This is a genomic window from Millionella massiliensis (genome assembly GCF_900104655.1).
Classification (GTDB): Bacteria; Bacteroidota; Bacteroidia; order Bacteroidales; family Rikenellaceae; genus Rikenella; species Rikenella massiliensis.
The window spans coordinates 776,019-795,021 of sequence record NZ_FNWD01000002.1; the positions used below are offsets into that span (position 1 = coordinate 776,019).

A 19,003-nucleotide genomic window follows, 5' to 3' on the forward strand; every position below is an offset into this window, starting at 1 on the left:
CTATGCTTCTATTTTGACATGAACGGGACGGTCATTGACCAGACATTCCACCTGGCCGATCACCACCTCGACAGCAACCCCGTTGGTCGACGCGACGCAGACCTCATCACGTCCGATCTCGAAGCGCAGAATCGCCCCGCGGTAGTGGATTTCGAAGGTCAGCGCACGCCACTGACGCGGCAAACGCGGCCGCACGTGGAGCCGTCCGTCGGCCCCGACACGCACACCGCCAAACCCTTCGATCACCGAGAGCCACGAGCCGGCCATACTGGTGATGTGCAGCCCTTCGTGTACCTCGTTGTTGTAATCGTCCAGATCGAGCCGCGCCGTACGCAGATAGAGTTCATAGGCTTTTTCGGTACGTCCCGTGAGCGATGCCAGGATCGAATGCACGCAGGGCGAAAGCGACGATTCGTGGACGGTGCGGGGCTCGTAGAAATCGAAGTTCCGCGCGATCGTCTCGAGGTCAAACATCTCCTGGAAAAAGTAGAGCCCCTGCAACACGTCGGCCTGTTTGATGAAACAACTTCGCAGAATCCGGTCCCACGACCAGTGCTGATTGATGGGGCGCTGTTCGGCCGGAATATCCTTGGCAAGGCGTTGCTCCTTATCCATATAGCCCTCCTGCTGCAGGAAAATCGGCCCGGCCGGGGTCGACCATTCGGGCAGGAACAGTCCGTCGGCCACGCGCCGCCACCGGGCAAACTCATCCTGCCCGGCATTCAGATGCGTCACTTCGACAATACGGCGATAGTGTTCCGGATGGTGTTTAGCCACATATCCGGCCGCCAGCAGGGCGTACTGCAGACACCAGCCGGCCAGAAAATTGGTGTACCAGTTATTGTTTACGTTATTTTCGTACTCATTGGGGCCCGTCACACCCAAAATCACGTATTGATCCTTGGGTTCCGAATAGGTGGCCCGCTGGGCCCAGAAGCGCGCGATACCGATCAGTACCTCCAGACCGCCTTCGAGCAGATAGTCGCGCGTACCGGTGTAACGGCAATAGTTGTAGATCGCATAGGCGATGGCTCCGTTTCGGTGGATCTCCTCGAAGGTAATTTCCCACTCGTTGTGGCACTCTTCGCCAGTCATCGTCACCATCGGATAGAGCGCCGCCCCATCCCGGAAACCCAGTTTCGCAGCATTCTCGATTGCCTGCGGCAACTGGCGATAACGGTACCGCAACAACTGTCGAGCCACCTCTTCGCCGCTAGTACAGAGGTAGAAGGGCAGACAATAGGCCTCCGTGTCCCAATAGGTGCTGCCGCCGTATTTTTCGCCTGTGAAGCCCTTGGGCCCCACGTTCAACCGGCTGTCGCGCCCGGTGTAGGTCTGCAAAAGCTGGAAGATACAGAACCGTATTCCCTGTTGAGCGGCATCGTCACCGTCGATGGCCACGTCACACCCGCTCCACTTCTCCTCCCATGCGGCTTCGTGTGCCCCGAGTTCCTGTTCGAATCCTTGTGCAGCAGCCTTTTCTGCTACTGCGCAGGCTGCCTGCGTCAGCTCCTCTGCAGCGTGGTTCATCGAGGTCGCAACCCCAACAAATTTATCGATCCGCAGACTCTCGCCCGGCTGAAGCGTGCACACAAACCGTTCGGCCACCCGTTCGGCCTGCGCAAACCGTTCTCCGGCCACCGGATTTCCGGCCGCTACAACCGCAACGCGCTGTGCCCAGGACACTTCGAATCCTGTTTTCCGGGTCCGCATCGTGAGCGTCGCACGCTCCCGATCTACGCCGCAGAGTTCCCAGAATTTCTCGTCGTAGTTGGCATCCTCGTTGCGCACATCCCCTTCGACAAAGGGGGTTGCGACCACTTCGACCGCCTCTTCCGACAACAGTTTCAACTCATAAGCGAGCGCCCCGAGTTCGGGATCGGCCATCGAGACGAAGCGCCGCACGCAAACTTCGACCCGCACGCGGTCGGACACCCGGGCAACGAAAGTGCGCGACAGAAGCCCCCGCCGCATATCGAGTTCACGGCGAAAAGCCTCGACCGGACAGACGGCCAAATCGAGTCGCTGCCCGCCGATACAAATATCGACGCCGGGCCAGAAAGCCGAATTGAGCACTTTGGCGAAATATTCGGGATAGCCGTTTTTCCACCACCCCACGCGGGTTTTATCGGGGTAGTATATGCCTCCGAGGTAGTTGCCGGGGAGGGTCTGTCCGCTGAAATGCTCTTCGAAATTGGCCCGTCCGCCCATCGCACCGTTACCGATGCTGAACAGGCTCTCCGAAGCCATGCAGGTACGCCCGTTCCGGGGGTCGAAACCGGTTTCGACAATCTTCCAGGGGTCGATTTCCAACTTACGCTGTTCCATTATCTGATCGTACAAAGTTGCGTTTTGATCTGCGACCACGATACGCCGGCGAATCCGGGGATTACCCGGTCAGCCTGCCCCAGCCGTTCGGGACTGCCGATGCCGACGCTGTACATACCGGCAGCGCGGGCCGCTTCGATACCGGCTTCGGCATCCTCGAAGACCACGCAGGCAGCCGGCTCGATACCGACCATCCCGGCACATCGGAGAAAGACCTCGGGATCGGGTTTGGTGCGGGTCACCATCGTGCCGTCCACCACCGCGTCAAAATATCGGTCAATCCCCAATCGCCCGAGAATCAACGCCGTATTGCGGCTGGCGGAGCCCAGTGCCGTACGAATGCCGTCGGCCCGCACCTCATCCAGGAAGGAGAGTACACCGGGCAGAATCTCGTCCGGGGTCATCTGCGAAATATACGCGACATACCACTCATTCTTTTGAGCGGCAAGGCGTTCCTTCTCTTCGGGGGTAAAACGGTCGCTCATTCCGCCGACTTCGAGCAGAATATCGAGCGAACGCATGCGACTGACCCCCTTGAGGCGTTCGTTGTCGGTCTCCGCAAAACGGAATCCCAGCCTGTCGGCCAGCCGCCGCCAGGCAAGGTAGTGATATTTGGCCGTATCGACGATCACGCCGTCGAGGTCGAAAAGTGCAGCACGAATCATAGCATGCCAGGTTATTTATCTGTCGGGAACTGCTTCACCTGCACCCCATCTTCCCCTCCCCATCCGGTGAACTTCCCACGCATTATTATACCGCATTCCGGACCTCCGTCCCGGCTTTCGCTGCTCCTCTTCGTCCACCACTCGCCGGCACCCGGTTCGGTCCATGAATATATTGTGTAAAAATACAAAAAAGGCTCACCGATACCAAATATCCCGGCGAGCCTTTCGAGAGTAATTTTACCTCCGGAGGGTCTTTTACAACAGTTTGTTGAGCTTTTCGGCCAGAGCAGCCTTGGTGGTGGCACCGACCTGTTTGTCTACGACCTGTCCACCCTTAACGAAGATGATCGTCGGGATGTTGCGGATCGAGAATTGTGCGGCGATTTCGTCGTTCGAATCGACATCGCATTTACCGATAACGGCCTTATCGGCGTAGTCGTTGGCCAGTTCTTCGATGATGGGCCCCACCATGCGGCACGGACCGCACCACTCTGCCCAGAAATCGATCACTACCGGTTTGTCCGAGGCCATGATTTCGCTGAAATTGGCCGAATTGATTTCCAATGCCATAATGTTTTTGATTTTTAATGTGTTATCTAAATAAAACGGTCTTTCGCGTTGTATGAAAAGCATACAAATCTAATCAATTTATCCGGTATTTGAAACCGTAATCGTCGAGCAGCCCCACCACCTGTGCATTCAGTTCGACTTTCGGGGTGCGGGTGCGCAGAGCCACCTTGACGCCGCTGTCCGGATCGAAGATGTGGAACAGCAGCGAGACGGGGCCTCCGGACGAAGCGGCCGTACTCGACAGGTCGGCAATGAATCCGGTCGAGAGGTCGTTGACGGGGATCGTAACGACCAGTTCCCGAATGTCGTTCTCCATCACTTCGGAGAGGCTTTTCATGCTTTTGATAACGATCTCCAGCTCGCCGGGGCGGAAACGGCTCATCTGCACACGCCCTTTGACCAGAATCGAGTTCTGCTCGAAACAGAACGAGTGGAACGTTTCCCAATCCTTGCTCCAGAGGGTGAAGGTATGGCTTCCGCTGAAGTCCTCGATGGTGAAGCGGCCGTAAGGCTTGCCGGTCTTGGTAGTGAGGTACTGGGCCGAAGTGACCATGCCGGCCACCGTGAAGTCACGTTCGCGCAGAGCCTGCAGGTCATCCAACTCGCTGACGGTGTTGGAACAGTACTTTTCGATCAGAATCCGGTAGTCGTCGAGCGGGTGCGACGAGAGGTAGATGCCGACCACGGCCTTCTCCTTTTCGAGGGTTTCGAGTTTGCCCCAGGTTTCTGCATTCGGAATTTCGGGTTTCTGCACCATCACGCCGGACATCATCTCGCCAAAGAGGCTGTTCTGCTGCTGGGCCCGCTCGGCCTGCACCAAGCCGCCGTAACGAACCAGCGACTCGATAAAGGTCCCACCCTTGCCGTCCTGCGCAAAGAACTGGCTGCGGTGGAACGGCGAGATGGAGTCCAGAGCGCCGGCCAGCGCCAGACACTCGATATTTTTGCGGTTGACGGTTTGCAGGTTAACTCGCTCCACGAAGTCGAAAATGTCCTTGAAGTCGCCGTTCGCGTTCCGTTCGTCGAGGATAGCCTGCACAGCATTCTCGCCGAGCCCCTTGATGCCGCCCATCCCGAAACGGATGTTCTGCTCGCTGTCAACCGAGAAGTGATGGCGGCTCTTGTTCACGTCCGGCCCTTTGACCGGGGTCCCCATCCGTTTGCACTCGTCCATAAAGAAGCTGATCTTCTTGATGTCAGACAGGTTACGGCTCAAAAGGGCCGCCATGAATTCGGCCGGATAGTGGGCCTTGAGGTAGGCGGTCTGGTAGGAGACGTAGGCGTAGCACGTGGAGTGCGACTTGTTGAAGGCATACGAGGCGAAGGCTTCCCAGTCGCCCCAGATTTTTTCGCATATCGCGCGGTCGTGGCCGTGGGCAACGGCTCCGTCCAGAAAATCGCCCTTCATCTTATCCAGCACATCCTTTTTCTTTTTCCCCATCGCCTTACGCAGCGTATCGGCCTGCCCTTTGGTGAAACCGGCCAACTTCTGCGAAAGCAGCATCACCTGCTCCTGGTAGACCGTAATGCCGTACGTATCCTCCAGATACTCGGCCATGTCGGGCAGGTCATAGGTGATCGGTTCCCGGCCGTGCTTGCGGGCGATGAAGTTCGGAATATACTCCATGGGGCCGGGCCGATAGAGGGCGTTCATGGCGATCAGGTCCTCGAAACGGTTGGGCTGCAGGGCGCGCAGGTGTTTCTTCATACCGGGCGATTCGAACTGGAACAACCCGGTGGTTTCGCCGTTGGAGTAGAGTTCAAAGGTCTTTTTATCGTCGAGCGGAATGGAGTCGATATCGAGGTCGATCCCCTTCGACTCCTTGATGTTCTGCACGGCGTCCTTGATGATGGAGAGGGTTTTGAGCCCCAAGAAGTCCATCTTGATCAGCCCGGCATCCTCAACGAGACTCCCTTCGTACTGGACGACAAAGAGTTCGGCATCCTTGGCAGTCGAGATGGGGGCAAATTTTTCGAGGTCGTCCTGCCCGATGATGATCCCGCAGGCGTGGACGCCGGTCTGGCGCACGGAGCCTTCGAGCTTTTCGGCATAACGGAGCGTATCGCGAATCAACGGGTTTTCGGATTCGCGTTCGGCAGCCAGTTCGGGCACCTCCTTATAGGCTTTTTCGAGGGTCGTACCGGGTTTGTCGGGCACCATTTTCGACAGGCGGTCGCTCTCGGCCAGCGGGAGTTTCTGCACACGCGCCACATCCTTGATCGACGACTTTGCGGCCATCGTACCGAAGGTGATGATGTGCGCCACCCGTTTCTGACCGTATTTCTGCACCACGTAGTGCATCACGTCTTCGCGTCCGTCTTCGTCGAAGTCGATATCGATATCGGGCAGCGAAATACGCTCCGGATTGAGGAAACGCTCGAACAGCAGGTCGTAGGCAATCGGGTCGATATTGGTGATTTTCAGACAGTATGCCACTACCGAACCGGCCGCCGAACCACGTCCGGGCCCGACCGAGACGCCGATTTCACGCGCTGCGCGGATAAAGTCCCACACAATCAAGAAGTAACCCGGGAACCCCATCCATTCGATCGTTTTGAGTTCGAAGTCGATGCGTTCACGGATGGCCGGAGTCAGTTTGTCGCCGGGATAGCGTTTCGCGGCTCCCTGCCACACGATATGGCTGAGATACAAGAACTGACGGGCGGTCAGCAGGAAATCGGAGACGGGGGCGCCGAGCGCGCGGATCTCCTCTTCGGAGGCGCAGGCATTGACCTTCTCCTTCACGGCAGCCAGTTCGTCGGGTTTGTCCTTGTAGATTTTGCCGAGCCCCACCTCAATCGACTTTTTGAGCGGTTCGAGCTCGACGACAAAATCGTCGGGCAGCAGGAAGTTCGGCATATAGGGTTTGTGGCTGAGCGAATAGTCCTCGATCTTGGCCACAATCTCCTGGGTGGTTTCGAGCGCTTCGAGATGATCCGGAAAGAGGGCGGCCATCTCGTCATAGTTCTTCAGGTACTCCTGTCCGGTGTAGCGCATGCGCTGGGGGTCGTCCAGGTCACGGCCCGTACTGAGGCAGATCAGCCGGTCGTGGGCCGCCGCATCCTCGGCCAAAATATAGTGGACGTCGTTCGTGGCGATATACTTGATGCCGTACTTGGCAGCCAGTTTCAGCAGTTCGCGGTTGACCGTCACCTGATGGTCATAGACTTTGGCGTCGCGCTGCGGATCGCCCGTGCGATGCGCCTGCAACTCCAGGTAGTAGTCCTCGCCGAACAGGTCGCGATACCACTTCACGGCCGCATCGGCCCCCTCAAGATCGCCGTGCATGATGCGCTGCGGAATCTCGCCCCCGAGACAGGCCGAACAGCAGACGATCCCTTCGTGATACTTTTCGAGCAGCTCCTTGTCGATACGGGGGTTGTAGTAGAACCCTTCGGTCCAGGCATAGGAGACCAGTTTGATGAGGTTGTGGTACCCGTCAAGGTTTTTGGCCAGCAGGATCAGGTGATCGCCGCTGCGGTCCTCCTTTTCGGTCTTGTCGAAACGGCTGCGGGCGGCGACATAGACTTCGCACCCGAGGATCGGTTTGATGCCGGCAGCATGGGCGGCATTGTGAAACTCTTTTACGCCGAACATATTGCCGTGGTCGGTGATGGCCAGCGAGGTCATCCCGAGCTCTTTGGCGCGCGCGAGCAGTTTTTTGATAGCCGCCGCTCCGTCGAGGATAGAATATTGTGTATGTACGTGTAAATGAGTAAATTCAGGCATAACGATCGTTCTTTTCCTACGCAGTTGGATTCCTGACAAAGATAGATTTTTCCTACCGCACGACGAAGGGAAAAACGAGAAAAAAACGGTATATGCTGAGGGTCAGCATATACCGTTTTTCACAATCCGTTTCCACCCACGAACACCCCAGTTGAGAGGGTAACGACGGGCAGTCCTGTTTTCGAACGACAGGGAGCAGAAAAGGGCACAAAGTTTCTCTCTGACAAAAGAGACCTACCGGTCCTTCAATCGAGATTACACGTCGGCTCCACCTCCCGCTCCACTCAGCAGGCCGTGGATTATACCAGTCGGCGCACCAGATCTTCGCGTTCGCCGTAGAGGTAATCGATCAGCGGAATCTCGATCATGGTGTAGGCACCCGGTTTCTGGAGCAGCGAGGCACGAGCCGAGCCGACCATGATCTGAGCCGTCAGAGCCGGGTTGTTGATGCTCATGTTGAACTCAAAGCGCTGGTTCGGCGTTTTGCCCGACACCCCTTTACGGGTAAGGTTCACCCCGTGACCCATGTCGAGGAGGCTGTCCACCGATTCGACCTGCATCACGTGGGTTTCGTCATGTACGAAGTAGGGATCGGCTTTGATTTTGGCCGCAACCGTCGCGAAATCGTAACCCTCCTTCACTTCGATATAGACCATTCGGCGATGGATACCGGTACCGGTGGGGATGGTCATCGACAAAGCAGCCTTGACCCCTTCGATCGCTTTGACGGCAACGGTATGTCCCATGCTCATGCCAGGACCGAAGTTAGTGTAGGTCAAGCCTTTCGGAGCGCATACCTCCAGCAGGGCACGCACCATCGAGTCCGTACCGGGGTCCCAGCCGGCTGACAGCACGGCCACAGCGGTATGTTTGCGCGCCACGGCATCGAGCGCCCGACGGGTCTCAACGATATCGGTATGGATATCGAAACTGTCCACGGTGTTGATTCCCAGTGCAAGGGCCTTTTCGGCATACTCCTGAGCGCTGCGACTGGGGGTGCAGAGGATGGCCACCTGCACATCGCTGAGCGCTTCCAGCGAGTTCACCACCTGATATTTGGCCAGTTCGGCGGGGACGTTCGACGCATCGCGCCGCACGATACCGGCAATCTCGAAGTCAGGCGCCGTTTCCAGCGCATCCAGCACGTAGTGGCCAATATTTCCATAGCCGACGATAGCTGCACGTATCTTTTTCATTTTCCTGTAAGTTTTGATTTTTCCAAACACAAAGAAAACGAATTCGCCGCTTATCACCATAAGCAGAACGGGAAAAAAAGTTACCTTTGGAGGAATCAAAACCGCGACAGCATGTCTATGATCTTCAAATTCAGGATGCTCAGCGACGAGGCCGAAGATTTCGTCCGCGACTACGAAGTCCCGTACGACATGAATCTGGCCGATTTTCACGTCTACCTGCGTGAATCGATCGGCTACAGTCCCGCCGAGATGGCATCGATCTTCACCTCGGACTCCGAGTGGGAAAAGATACGCGAGTTCACCTCCGAGGATATGGGTTTCGACAACGACGAGGATGAGTTCAGCCCCGTCCACATGGCCCGCGTCACGTTGGGACAGCTCATGCACGAGAAATTCGGCCGCCTGATCTACGTTTTCGATATCTTCAACGAGCGTCAGTTCTTCATCGAGCTGCTCGAAGCCAAATTCGCCGAAGAGGGCGTCAGCTACCCGCGCATCGTCACCGAAGCGGGCGAGCCGCCGCTGCAACGGCGTGCCGACGACGGCGACGACGACCAGCGGTCGATGTTCGACGAGGCGATGGACGAATTCGGAGACTTCACCGGCGATGACAACTACGACGACGAATAACCGACGCCTGATTGTCGTCCAGGGTCCCACCGGCGTGGGCAAAACCGCCGCCGGCATCGTCCTGGCACAGCACTACGGCATCCCCGTGCTGTCGGCCGATTCGCGGCAGCTCTACCGCGAGATGACCGTCGGCACCGCCGTCCCCACACCCGCCGAGCAGGCGGGTGTCCCCCACTATTTCATCCAGAACAAAAGCATCCACGAGCCCTTCACGGCCGGCGATTACGAACGCGAAGCACTGGCTCTGCTCGACGGAACGCTCTTTCCGCAAACACCCGACGTACTGCTCGTGGGCGGGTCGGGACTCTACGTCGATGCGCTGCTCAACGGATTCGACGACCTGCCCGAATCCGACCCCGCACTGCGTGCCACCCTGGCCGCCACTCCGCTGGAGCAGCTGGTCGAAGAGTTGCGGCGTCTTGATCCGGACTACTACGAAACCGTCGACCGGCAGAACCCGCAACGCGTGATCCGCGCCGTCGAGGTATGCCGACTGAGCGGCCGCCCCTACTCCGACCAGCGCAGCGGCTCGGCCAAACCGCGCCGTTTCGCCGTCCTCAAGATCGGCATCACGCTGCCCCGCGAGGAACTCTACAAGCGGATCAACCGGCGCGTCGATCAGATGATGGAGAGCGGCCTGCTTGACGAAGCCCGCGCCCTCTACCCGCAGCGTGCCCTTCCCGCCCTGCAAACGGTCGGCTACCGGGAGTTGTTCGACCACTTCGACGGCACGACGTCACTGGATGAAGCCGTAGCGCTCATCAAACGCAACACCCGGCGCTACGCCAAACGTCAAATGACCTGGCTCCGGCGCGACCCCTCGATCCGGTGGTTCGCACCGACCGAAACAGACCAAATGATCGGTTATATCGATGGGAATCATTAAGATATTGTTCCACGGCCGGCCGCCGCTCGTGCGGCGTGCCCCCGTCGATGCCGCCCGCAAGAGGGCGACACCGATCCACTCGGTGCGCCGCAAATTTCTGTTGCGCGGCACCGAATATTCCGTCACGCTGAAACCCGCCGCCCTGCGCAACGGACTGACCCTTCAGGAGCAGACGATGGTCGTCGCACTCCATCCGCCCACGCGTGAGAACTTCGAACAGTTCATGACCGGCTGGTACCGCCGTCAGGCACGACAGGCCTACGAAGAGGCCATATCGCGCTGGCTGCCGCAATTCCACGCCGCCGGCTATCCGCTTCCCCCGCCGCGGCTGAAGATTTTTGCCATGCGACGCGCCTGGGGTCGTTGTTACTACACGAAAGGGCTGATTACCATGAACCTGCACCTGGTCAAAGCCCCCGATCCGTGCATCGACTACATCATCCTGCACGAACTGTGCCACTTCGTCGTAAACAACCACTCCCGCGAATTCTACCGGTTGGTCGAACAGTTCATGCCCTCGTGGCGAGAGGCCGACCTGCTGCTCAAGAACTTCGCCCGCGAAAAACGCATCATCCGCTGATCCGTCCGGAGCTATTGCCCCTGCCTCGAACCCCGGCAAACCGGTTGGCATTCGCGCAATACCCACAAAGCAACTCATCCGCAAAAGGGAGCAACCTCAACCGAAAAACCATTAACCGTTTCAATCAAAACCCACCCGTCTGCCAACGCCCGGCGACCCACAACACCTGCAAACCTTCATCCCTCGCAGCACGTACGGCCCCCCAACCGCCATCCGCAGGCAGACTCCTTACGAAAAACCATGCAAAACATCTGTTGGAAAGGCCACGGCGCCATGTTTCTGGCCAATGTTTCGTGGGGGCTGATGTCCCCGCTGGCCAAAATCGTCCTGACCGGCGGCATCGTCACCCCGCTGGTACTGACCGACCTGCGAATCATCGGTGCGATGATCCTCTTCTGGATCGGCTCGCTGTTCCAAAAGCCCGAACGCGTCGCCCCGCGCGACCTGGCCAAACTGTTCGGCGCCTCGCTGCTGGCCATCGTCTTCAACCAGGGCTGTTTCATCTTCGGCGTGGGGCTGACCTCGCCTGCCGACGCCTCGATCATCACCACCAGCATGCCGCTTTGGGCCATGATCCTCGCCGCCTTCTTTCTGAAAGAGCCGATCACCGGCAAAAAGGTCGGCGGTATCGCCTTCGGAGCCTGCGGCGCACTGCTGCTGATCCTGGGCAGCAGCCAAACCCAGGCCGCCACCGCCAGCGGCGATAGTCCCGTGTGGGGCGACCTGCTGGTCCTCACCGCCCAGCTGAGCTACGCCTTCTACCTGGTGCTGTTCAAGAATTTCGTGGGTAAATATTCGCTCTTCACCATCATGAAATGGATGTTCACCTACGCCTTTATCTGCACCCTTCCCTTCTCGTACGACGACCTGATCGCCACGCAGTGGAGCGCACTCGACGCCCGTGCTCTCGGTTCCATCGCTTTTGTGGTGGTGAGCGGCACCTTCCTCAGCTATATGCTGATCGTCATCGGACAGAAGAACCTGCGTCCGACGGTGGCCGGGATGTACAACTACCTCCAGCCGATCGTGGCCTGCATCGTATCGGTATGTCTGGGGCTGGATACCTTCAACCTCAGCAAACTGGCCGCAGTACTGTTGATTTTCGGCGGAGTCTATCTGGTGACCACCAGCAAGAGCCGCCAGCAGATGGACGACGAAGAGAAACGCTCGACGGATCCGCAGGCAGCCTAAGCCTCACCTCGACCCTCACACTTAAAATACCGTCCCCGGCAAACGGTTCGAACCGTTTGCCGGGGACGATGTCTATGATAGGAATGACAACCTGTACTACCCTTCTCCACTCCGCCCATAACCCACACACAATATTTCGCTGCCGTGCCAAAATTGCAGGCACTACCCTCTCCGACGTCGGCTGTCGCGGTATTTCCGCTGGATAATCTCGGCGATAGGGATATTCTTGATTTTGCTTTCCAACCACGAAATAATGTCGAGGTAAAAGAAGGGACGCCGCTCGTAAGGATGGGTCTCGAACGGTTTCAGATGCTCATACAGACGAATCAGCTCGCCCTTGAAGTTCGAAGCATAGGTGTGCGGAATGCGTTTGAGGAAGGTGATAATCTCGTGCTGCACGGAGTGCATATCGTTGACCTTGACCACAAAAGCATAGACGTTTTTGATCTGATACTCCAGCGAATAGTCTTCGCCCGCCTCGTATGAGGCAATCAGGTGGAGGATACGCGCAAACACCTGCAGGTCACGTCGGAACTCGGGATTCGGCATCGAGATGATGGTGTGCAGATAACTCATGCACTTCTTGTACTCGCCGTTACCGAAGTAGAGACAGGCAATTTTGTAGTGGAGCAACATCCGGTAATGTTCGTCCACACTGCGTCCGTACTCTTTGAGGAAGGCGTCCACATCGGCCGCCAGCGAAACCCCTTCGGCAAAGGTTCCCTCCATGAAATGGATGTTGATTTTGGCCTGCAGCAGACAAAGGTTCGAGACGATAATCAGGTTATCGGTCATCGGTTTGATTTTCGGCAGTTCACGTTCAAACTTTTCGACCACCTGGATCATTTGATCGTGACGACGTGTCATAAAGAGCACGTCGAGCAAACGGGCCACAGCCCGCACATAGTGGTCGTAATAGACCGAGATCAAATCGGGTTTTTCGTCGAAAAGGCCCACCCACCGACGGGCATAACGGTAGCACATCACAAAGTCGTGCCGGATGTAGCTGTACCAGACACGGGCCTGATAGAGGTACAGCCGCTCGTGAAAGCTCATGCCGCGATCGGAGTATCCGTCCAGACGCGCCTTGAAGAAATCGGTGACCAGTTTTCGGTCTTTTTCGCTGCGGACGTAACCCAACTGGAGATTCAGGCTGTACAGTTGCACCGAAAGGTTCGAGAGGGCATTGATGTTGGCGATCCGTTTGGAGAGCATCTCGGCCTGTTCGCTGAGCCTCTCGGCACGGTCCGAAGCACTGCGGTTCATGTGCAGCGACTCGACCCGCTTCTCAAACTCCACGATTTCCAGCGCCAGGGTGAAGTTCTGCAGTTCGAGGGCCATGGTTTTGGCCCGGTCCAGCATCTGCAACACCTGCCGGAACATGCTCTTGTCGTAGAGGATGCGGGCGAAGTCGATCATCTGACGGATCTCCATCACCCCAATGTGCTGCACGTTGAGCAGGCGCACACTGACCAGAATCTGCCGATAGAGATAGGATTTCATGTTGGGGAGCTGTTCCTTTTTGATCCCCGACTTTTTAAGCACCTTTTCCTCGTCATATTCGTCCAGAGCATCGAGAGCGTCGAACAGGGCAATGAATTTGGCCCCCTGGTTGGCCGAATGACGCGCGGCGAAGAGTTTGAAATTTCGTTTTTCCGCCTTGCTCATGGCATGGACCAGTTCGAACACGGCCTCCTGTTTCTGATTCGAATTCATGACGCAACAAACTTCCGGTTAGTATTGAGCTAACAAAGATACCCAAATTCCGCGCACTCCGTTCGCCACGGCCCATAGAAATCAGAAAACGACAAATAACTGTTAAAACATTCACACGAAAAACAAAAAAATTAAATAACTTTGCGGACGTCAAAAAAAGGTATACCAAATGGCAGACCATTCACGTTACGCAGGCCGCGGCGTATCGTCCGGCAAAGAAGACGTCCACAAGGCGATCAAGAACATCGATAAAGGCTTGTACGACAAAGCCTTCTGTAAAGTAATCCCGGACTATTTCACCGGCAGCGAAGACCACTGTCTGGTCATGCACGCCGACGGTGCCGGCACCAAATCATCGCTCGCCTACATGTACTGGCGCGAAACCGGCAACCTCGACGTCTGGAAAGGCGTGGCACAGGACGCCGTGGTGATGAACACCGACGACCTGCTCTGCATCGGCGCCACCGACAACATCATCCTCTCTTCGACCATCGGCCGCAACAAACGGCTCGTCCCGGGCGAGGTCATCTCAGCCATCATCAACGGCACCGAAGAGTTCCTCCAGACCATGCGCGACTACGGCGTCAACATCCGCTCCACGGGCGGTGAGACCGCTGACGTGGGCGACCTGGTGCGCACCATCATCGTCGATTCGACCGTCACGGCCCGCATGCGCCGCGACGAAGTCATCACCAACGACCACATCGTTCCCGGTTCGGTGATCGTGGGCCTCGCCTCCTACGGACAGGCCAAATACGAAACCGGCTACAACGGCGGCATGGGCAGCAACGGACTCACCTCCGCCCGCCACGACGTCTTCGGCAAACGCATGGCCGAACAATATCCCGAATCCTACGACGGCGGTATCCCCGACGAACTGGTCTACACCGGCTCGTACGGTTTGACCGATCCCGTTCCGGCCAAATACGGCGCCGGCGTCCCGGCCTATATGGACATGGGCCGTCTGGTCCTCTCCCCGACCCGGACCTACGCCCCCGTCATCACCCGCATTCTGAACGAAGTGGGCCGCCAGCATATCCGCGGCATGATCCACTGCACCGGCGGCGCGCAAACCAAGATCCTACACTTCGCCAACGCCGGCCTGCACATCGTAAAAGATAACCTGCTGCCCGTACCGCCGCTCTTCGCCGCCATCCAGGAACAATCCGGAACCCCGTGGGAAGAGATGTACAAGGTCTTCAACATGGGCCACCGTATGGAACTCTACGTCGCCCCCGAAACGGCCGCCGACATCATCGGCATCTCCGAATCGCTGGGCATCGCCGCCCAAATCGTGGGCCGCGTGGAGGCACTGGCCGACCCGACCGCTCCGGCCCAACTCGACGTGACCGGCGCCGACGGCAACACCTATCACTACACCCGCTAAGGGCGGGGTCACTCACAAGCGAGAGACAATCCAAAACAACAACTCAATAACCAATATGTCGAAAGTAATCAAACTACGCAAAGGTCTCGACATTAACCTGGTCGGCGCAGCCGAACGGGTGCTCACCAAAAGTGCTGCGGCCTCCAGCTACGCGCTGGTACCGGACCACTATCGCGGTGTGACCCCGAAGATGCTGGTCAAGGTTGGTGACAAGGTCAAAGCCGGCAGCCCGCTGTTCTTCTCGAAGGAGAACCCCGAGGTGCTCTTCACCTCACCGGTGAGCGGCGAGGTCAGCGCAGTCAACCGCGGCGAGAAACGCAAAATCCTGAGTGTCGTGGTGATCCCCGACGGACAGAATCAGAGCGAAAACTTTGACGTATGCCCGCTCACGGAGCTCACCCGCGAACGCGTGAAAGAAACCATGCTCAAAGCCGGTTTCTGGCCGATGATCGTTCAACGTCCCTTCGGCGTGATCGCCCAGACCAACGTAACACCCAAAGCCATTTTCGTATCGGGTCTGGACACCGCCCCGCTGGCTCCCGACATGAACTTCGTGGTACAGGACCAGGGCGAAAACATCATCGCCGGCCTGGAAGTGCTCAAGAAACTGACCGACGGCAAAGTCCACCTGACCGTGGGCACCGACACCACCGCCGGTGTGCTGAGCCGCATCAAACAAGCCGAAGTACACCACATCGAAGGTCCCCACCCGGCCGGTAACGTCGGCGTGCAGATCGCCCAGATCGACCCGATCAACAAAGGCGACATCGTCTGGACCCTCGACCTGCAGCACGTAGCCATGATCGGCCACCTGTTCCTGACCGGTACCGTCGACATGAGCAAAGTGATCGCCCTGACCGGCTCGGAAGTGGCCAAACCGCGCTACTTCAAAGTCATCAGCGGCGCCCAGATCGGTTCGGTGATTGACGGCAACCTCCGCCCGCAGAACGACACCGACAAACACGACGTGCGCATCATCAGCGGCAACCCCCTGACCGGGATCAAGGTTACGCCGGACAACGTGAACGGCTACCTCGGCTTCTACCACAACCAGGTGACCGTCATCCCCGAAGGTAACACCTACGAATTCATGGGCTGGGCGATGCCTCGACTGAACAAATTCTCCGTATCGCACAGCTACTTCTCGTGGCTCTTCCCCAAGAAGAAGTACAACCTCGACACCAATATGAACGGCGCGCACCGTGCCTTCGTCCAAACCGGGATTTACGACAACGTAGTACCGATGAACATCTACCCGCTCTACCTGATCAAAGCGATCCTGGCAGGCGACATCGACAAGATGGAAAACCTCGGTATCTACGAAATCCTCGAAGAAGACCTGGCCCTGTGCGAATTCATCGACCCCTCGAAAAACGAATGGCAGGCCATCGTCAGCAAAGGGATCGAACAGATGATCAAAGAACTCAACTAACGGCGCAGTATGAAAGGATTAAGAAACTATCTGAACAAGATAAAGCCCAATTTTGAACGGGGCGGGAAGTACGGCAAATTCGCCTCTACTTTCGAAGCCTTCGAATCGTTCCTCTACGTGCCGAACACCGTGACCCGAAAAGGTGCGCACATCCGCGACGCCATGGACCTCAAACGTACCATGACCGTGGTGATCGTGGCCCTGCTGCCCGCACTGCTCTTCGGCATGTTCAACGTGGGTTACCAGCACAACCTGGCCCAGGGCGTCGAAGCCACCGTGATGCAAAACTTCTGGTTCGGCTTCCTCAAAGTGCTCCCCATCATCATCGTCTCCTACGTAGTCGGCCTCGGCATCGAATTCATCTTCGCCGAAATCCGCAAGGAAGAAGTCAACGAAGGCTTCCTGGTCAGCGGTCTGCTGATCCCCATGATCATGCCCGTCGACTGCCCGCTGTGGATCATCGCCGTGGCTACCGCCTTCGCCGTGATCGTCGGCAAAGAGATGTTCGGCGGCACCGGGATGAATATCTTCAACCCCGCACTGCTCGCCCGTGCCTTCATCTTCTTCGCCTACCCGACCTCCATCTCCGGTAACGAAGTGTGGGTGGCCGGTCTGAAAAACGGTCTCCAGACCATCGACGGCTACTCGGGTGCCACGCCGCTCTCCGACGCCGCAGCAGCCCTCTCGAGCAACGCCCAGTCCATCGACTGGAGCATGGGTACCACCCCGCTCGACTGGTTCTTCGGCTTCATCCCCGGCTCGATCGGTGAAACCTCGACCCTGGCCATCCTCATCGGTGCCTTCATTCTGATCTGGACCGGCGTAGGTTCGTGGCGCATCATGCTCTCGTGCGTACTGGGCGGTCTGGTGATGGGCGGTCTGTTCAACCTGATCGGTTCGAACGTAATGATGGACATCCCGGCCTGGTACCACCTGATTATCGGCGGTTTCGCCTTCGGTACCGTCTTCATGGCCACCGACCCCGTTACCGCAGCGCAGACCAACCGCGGCAAGTGGATCTACGGATTCCTGATCGGCGTACTGTGCGTGATGACCCGCGTGCTCAACCCCGGCTATCCGGAAGGCATGATGCTCGCCATCCTGTTCATGAACGCCATGGTACCGCTGATCGACTACTACGTCGTACAAGGCAACATCAAACGCCGTCTGAAACGGGCCAAAGCCAACGCATAACCATTCATTACCGAAACGATGAACAAGCAAAGCAACACCTATATAGTCACCTACGCGACCATCCTGGTGGTTCTCGTCGCCGCGGTGCTCTCCTTTGCCGCCATTAAGCTTCAGCCCATGCAGCAGGCCAACATCATGACCGAAAAGATGGGCGCCATCCTCAGCACCATCGGGGAAGGCAAAGAGGCCGACACGGCACCGGACAAAAACAAATACATCGAAGCCGAATTCGCGAAATATATCACCCGCGCATTCTTCGTCGACTCCACCGGCAAAACCACCGATGCCACCTCGGAAGAGGTTCTGGAGTCGCTGAACGACCTGCCCGGCGTATTCGCAGCCCGCACCGCCATGCCGGTATTCGAAGCTACCGTCACCAAAGACGGCGCATCGAAAACCGAGTACGTCATTCCGATGACCGGTAAAGGTCTGTGGGGCGCCATTTGGGGCTACATCGCCCTGAGCGACGACTGCAACACCGTACTGGGCGCCGTTTTCGACCACAAGGGCGAAACCCCGGGCCTCGGTGCCGAAATCGCCACCCCGGCATTCCAGCAACAATTCGTCGACAAACAGATCTTCAACAACGAAGGACAATTCGTATCGATCAACCTGCTCAAAGGCAAAGGTGCGTCGGCAGGGAACCCCTCGGCCGTTGACGCCATCTCGGGCGGCACGCTGACCTCGAACGGCGTGAAAGCCATGCTGAAAGATTGCCTGGGCGACTACGTCCCGTTCTTCGAACAAGTACAGTCCACCGCCAAGAGCGTCCCGATGACTGACCTCGTCCCGGCCGCCGACAGCACCGCGACTGCCCAAAATACGGAAGGAGGAGCCAAATAATGAGTACCCAAGAAAAAGAGCCGCTCTTCTCGGCTAAAAACATGAACACGCTGCTGGGCCCCCTGGGACGCAACAACCCGATTCTGGTTCAGATTCTCGGTATCTGTTCGGCCCTGGCGGTGACCGCCAAAATGAAACCGGCCTTCGTGATGGCCCTCTCGGTGACCGTCGTGACCGCCTTCTCCAACCTGATCATCTCGCTGATCCGCAAAGGGATCCCCTCGCGTATCCGTATCATCGTCCAACTGGTGGTGATCGCCGCGCTGGTAATCCTCGTCGACCAGGTGCTCAAAGCCTTCGTCTACGACATCAGCAAACAACTCTCCGTGTACGTCGGCCTGATCATCACCAACTGTATCCTGATGGGTCGTCTGGAAGCCTTCGCCATGGGTAACAAACCCTGGCCCTCGTTCCTGGACGGTATCGGCAACGGTCTGGGTTACGGTATGATCCTGCTGATCGTGGCCTTCTTCCGCGAACTGCTCGGTTCGGGTACCCTCTGGGGCTACCAGGTTATCCCGCAGTGGTGCTACGAACACGGCTACGTCAACAACGGTCTGATGATCCTGCCCCCGATGGCCCTGATCATTGTGGGTATCATCATCTGGATCCACCGCAGCCGCAACAAAGAACTGCAGGAGAAATAGCACCCACC

15 protein-coding genes are annotated in these 19,003 nt (G+C 57.6%); 9 read left to right on the forward strand and 6 right to left on the reverse strand.

Annotated elements, in window-relative coordinates; translation table 11 throughout:
* The 5 genes from BQ5379_RS03180 to BQ5379_RS03200 form a co-directional block, all read right to left on the reverse strand.
* A complete protein-coding gene (locus BQ5379_RS03180; RefSeq protein WP_071134100.1) occupies positions 1 to 2,328 on the reverse strand; it encodes a family 65 glycosyl hydrolase domain-containing protein in 2,328 nt (775 codons plus the stop codon).
* Complete coding sequence (gene pgmB / locus BQ5379_RS03185; protein WP_071134101.1) at positions 2,328 to 2,993, reverse strand: beta-phosphoglucomutase; 666 nt, start codon at positions 2,991 to 2,993, stop codon at positions 2,328 to 2,330. The genes BQ5379_RS03180 and pgmB overlap by 1 nt, the downstream gene beginning before the upstream one ends.
* Before the next feature lie 255 nt (positions 2,994 to 3,248).
* The gene (gene trxA / locus BQ5379_RS03190; RefSeq protein WP_071134102.1) at positions 3,249 to 3,563 is read right to left on the reverse strand and encodes a thioredoxin; all 315 of its coding nucleotides are present in this window, start codon (positions 3,561 to 3,563) and stop codon (positions 3,249 to 3,251) included.
* A 73-nt stretch (positions 3,564 to 3,636) separates the two neighbouring features.
* Positions 3,637 to 7,293, reverse strand: a complete 3,657-nt coding sequence (gene dnaE / locus BQ5379_RS03195) for a DNA polymerase III subunit alpha (protein ID WP_071134103.1) — start codon at positions 7,291 to 7,293, stop codon at positions 3,637 to 3,639.
* A 299-nt stretch (positions 7,294 to 7,592) separates the two neighbouring features.
* Positions 7,593 to 8,489 (reverse strand): diaminopimelate dehydrogenase, encoded by an 897-nt coding sequence (locus BQ5379_RS03200; RefSeq protein ID WP_071134104.1) that lies wholly within the window; start codon positions 8,487 to 8,489, stop codon positions 7,593 to 7,595.
* Positions 8,490 to 8,600: 111 nt separating this feature from the next.
* On the opposite strand from BQ5379_RS03200, the gene BQ5379_RS03205 reads away from it, so the two are divergent.
* The 4 genes from BQ5379_RS03205 (at position 8,601) to BQ5379_RS03220 (ending at position 11,776) form a co-directional block, all read left to right on the forward strand.
* Positions 8,601 to 9,119, forward strand: a complete 519-nt coding sequence (locus tag BQ5379_RS03205) for an IS1096 element passenger TnpR family protein (RefSeq protein ID WP_071134105.1) — start codon at positions 8,601 to 8,603, stop codon at positions 9,117 to 9,119.
* Positions 9,097 to 10,005 carry a tRNA (adenosine(37)-N6)-dimethylallyltransferase MiaA gene (gene miaA, locus BQ5379_RS03210; RefSeq protein WP_071134106.1) on the forward strand — a complete coding sequence of 303 codons (909 nt, stop codon included), beginning with the start codon at positions 9,097 to 9,099 and terminating at the stop codon, positions 10,003 to 10,005. Before BQ5379_RS03205 ends, miaA begins: the two co-directional genes overlap by 23 nt.
* A complete protein-coding gene (locus BQ5379_RS03215; protein ID WP_071134107.1) occupies positions 9,992 to 10,585 on the forward strand; it encodes a M48 family metallopeptidase in 594 nt (197 codons plus the stop codon). Before miaA ends, BQ5379_RS03215 begins: the two co-directional genes overlap by 14 nt.
* A 240-nt stretch (positions 10,586 to 10,825) precedes the next feature.
* On the forward strand, positions 10,826 to 11,776 hold the full coding sequence (locus tag BQ5379_RS03220) for a DMT family transporter (RefSeq protein ID WP_071134108.1): 951 nt from the start codon (positions 10,826 to 10,828) through the stop codon (positions 11,774 to 11,776).
* 162 nt (positions 11,777 to 11,938) lie between these two features.
* Here the strand turns inward: BQ5379_RS03220 and BQ5379_RS03225 are convergent, their stop codons facing one another.
* Positions 11,939 to 13,492 (reverse strand): hypothetical protein, encoded by a 1,554-nt coding sequence (locus tag BQ5379_RS03225; RefSeq protein ID WP_071134109.1) that lies wholly within the window; start codon positions 13,490 to 13,492, stop codon positions 11,939 to 11,941.
* A gap of 169 nt (positions 13,493 to 13,661) precedes the next feature.
* Here BQ5379_RS03225 and BQ5379_RS03230 point away from each other — a divergent pair, with 169 nt between their 5' ends.
* Genes BQ5379_RS03230 through BQ5379_RS03250 form a run of 5 tightly spaced genes read left to right on the forward strand, consistent with a single transcriptional unit; the run spans position 13,662 to position 18,995 of the window.
* Entirely contained in the window at positions 13,662 to 14,879 is a 1,218-nt protein-coding gene (locus tag BQ5379_RS03230; RefSeq protein ID WP_071134110.1) for an AIR synthase related protein, read from the forward strand.
* Positions 14,880 to 14,934: 55 nt separating this feature from the next.
* A complete protein-coding gene (locus tag BQ5379_RS03235) occupies positions 14,935 to 16,311 on the forward strand; it encodes a Na(+)-translocating NADH-quinone reductase subunit A (RefSeq protein ID WP_071134111.1) in 1,377 nt (458 codons plus the stop codon).
* 9 nt (positions 16,312 to 16,320) lie between these two features.
* Positions 16,321 to 17,505: an NADH:ubiquinone reductase (Na(+)-transporting) subunit B gene (locus tag BQ5379_RS03240; protein WP_071134112.1), complete on the forward strand. Its 1,185-nt coding sequence runs from the start codon at positions 16,321 to 16,323 to the stop codon at positions 17,503 to 17,505.
* Between the two features lie 18 nt (positions 17,506 to 17,523).
* Positions 17,524 to 18,348, forward strand: a complete 825-nt coding sequence (nqrC, locus tag BQ5379_RS03245) for an NADH:ubiquinone reductase (Na(+)-transporting) subunit C (RefSeq protein WP_071134113.1) — start codon at positions 17,524 to 17,526, stop codon at positions 18,346 to 18,348.
* Positions 18,348 to 18,995 carry an NADH:ubiquinone reductase (Na(+)-transporting) subunit D gene (locus BQ5379_RS03250; RefSeq protein WP_071134114.1) on the forward strand — a complete coding sequence of 216 codons (648 nt, stop codon included), beginning with the start codon at positions 18,348 to 18,350 and terminating at the stop codon, positions 18,993 to 18,995. The genes nqrC and BQ5379_RS03250 overlap by 1 nt, the downstream gene beginning before the upstream one ends.
* The last annotated feature ends 8 nt before the right edge of the window (positions 18,996 to 19,003 follow it).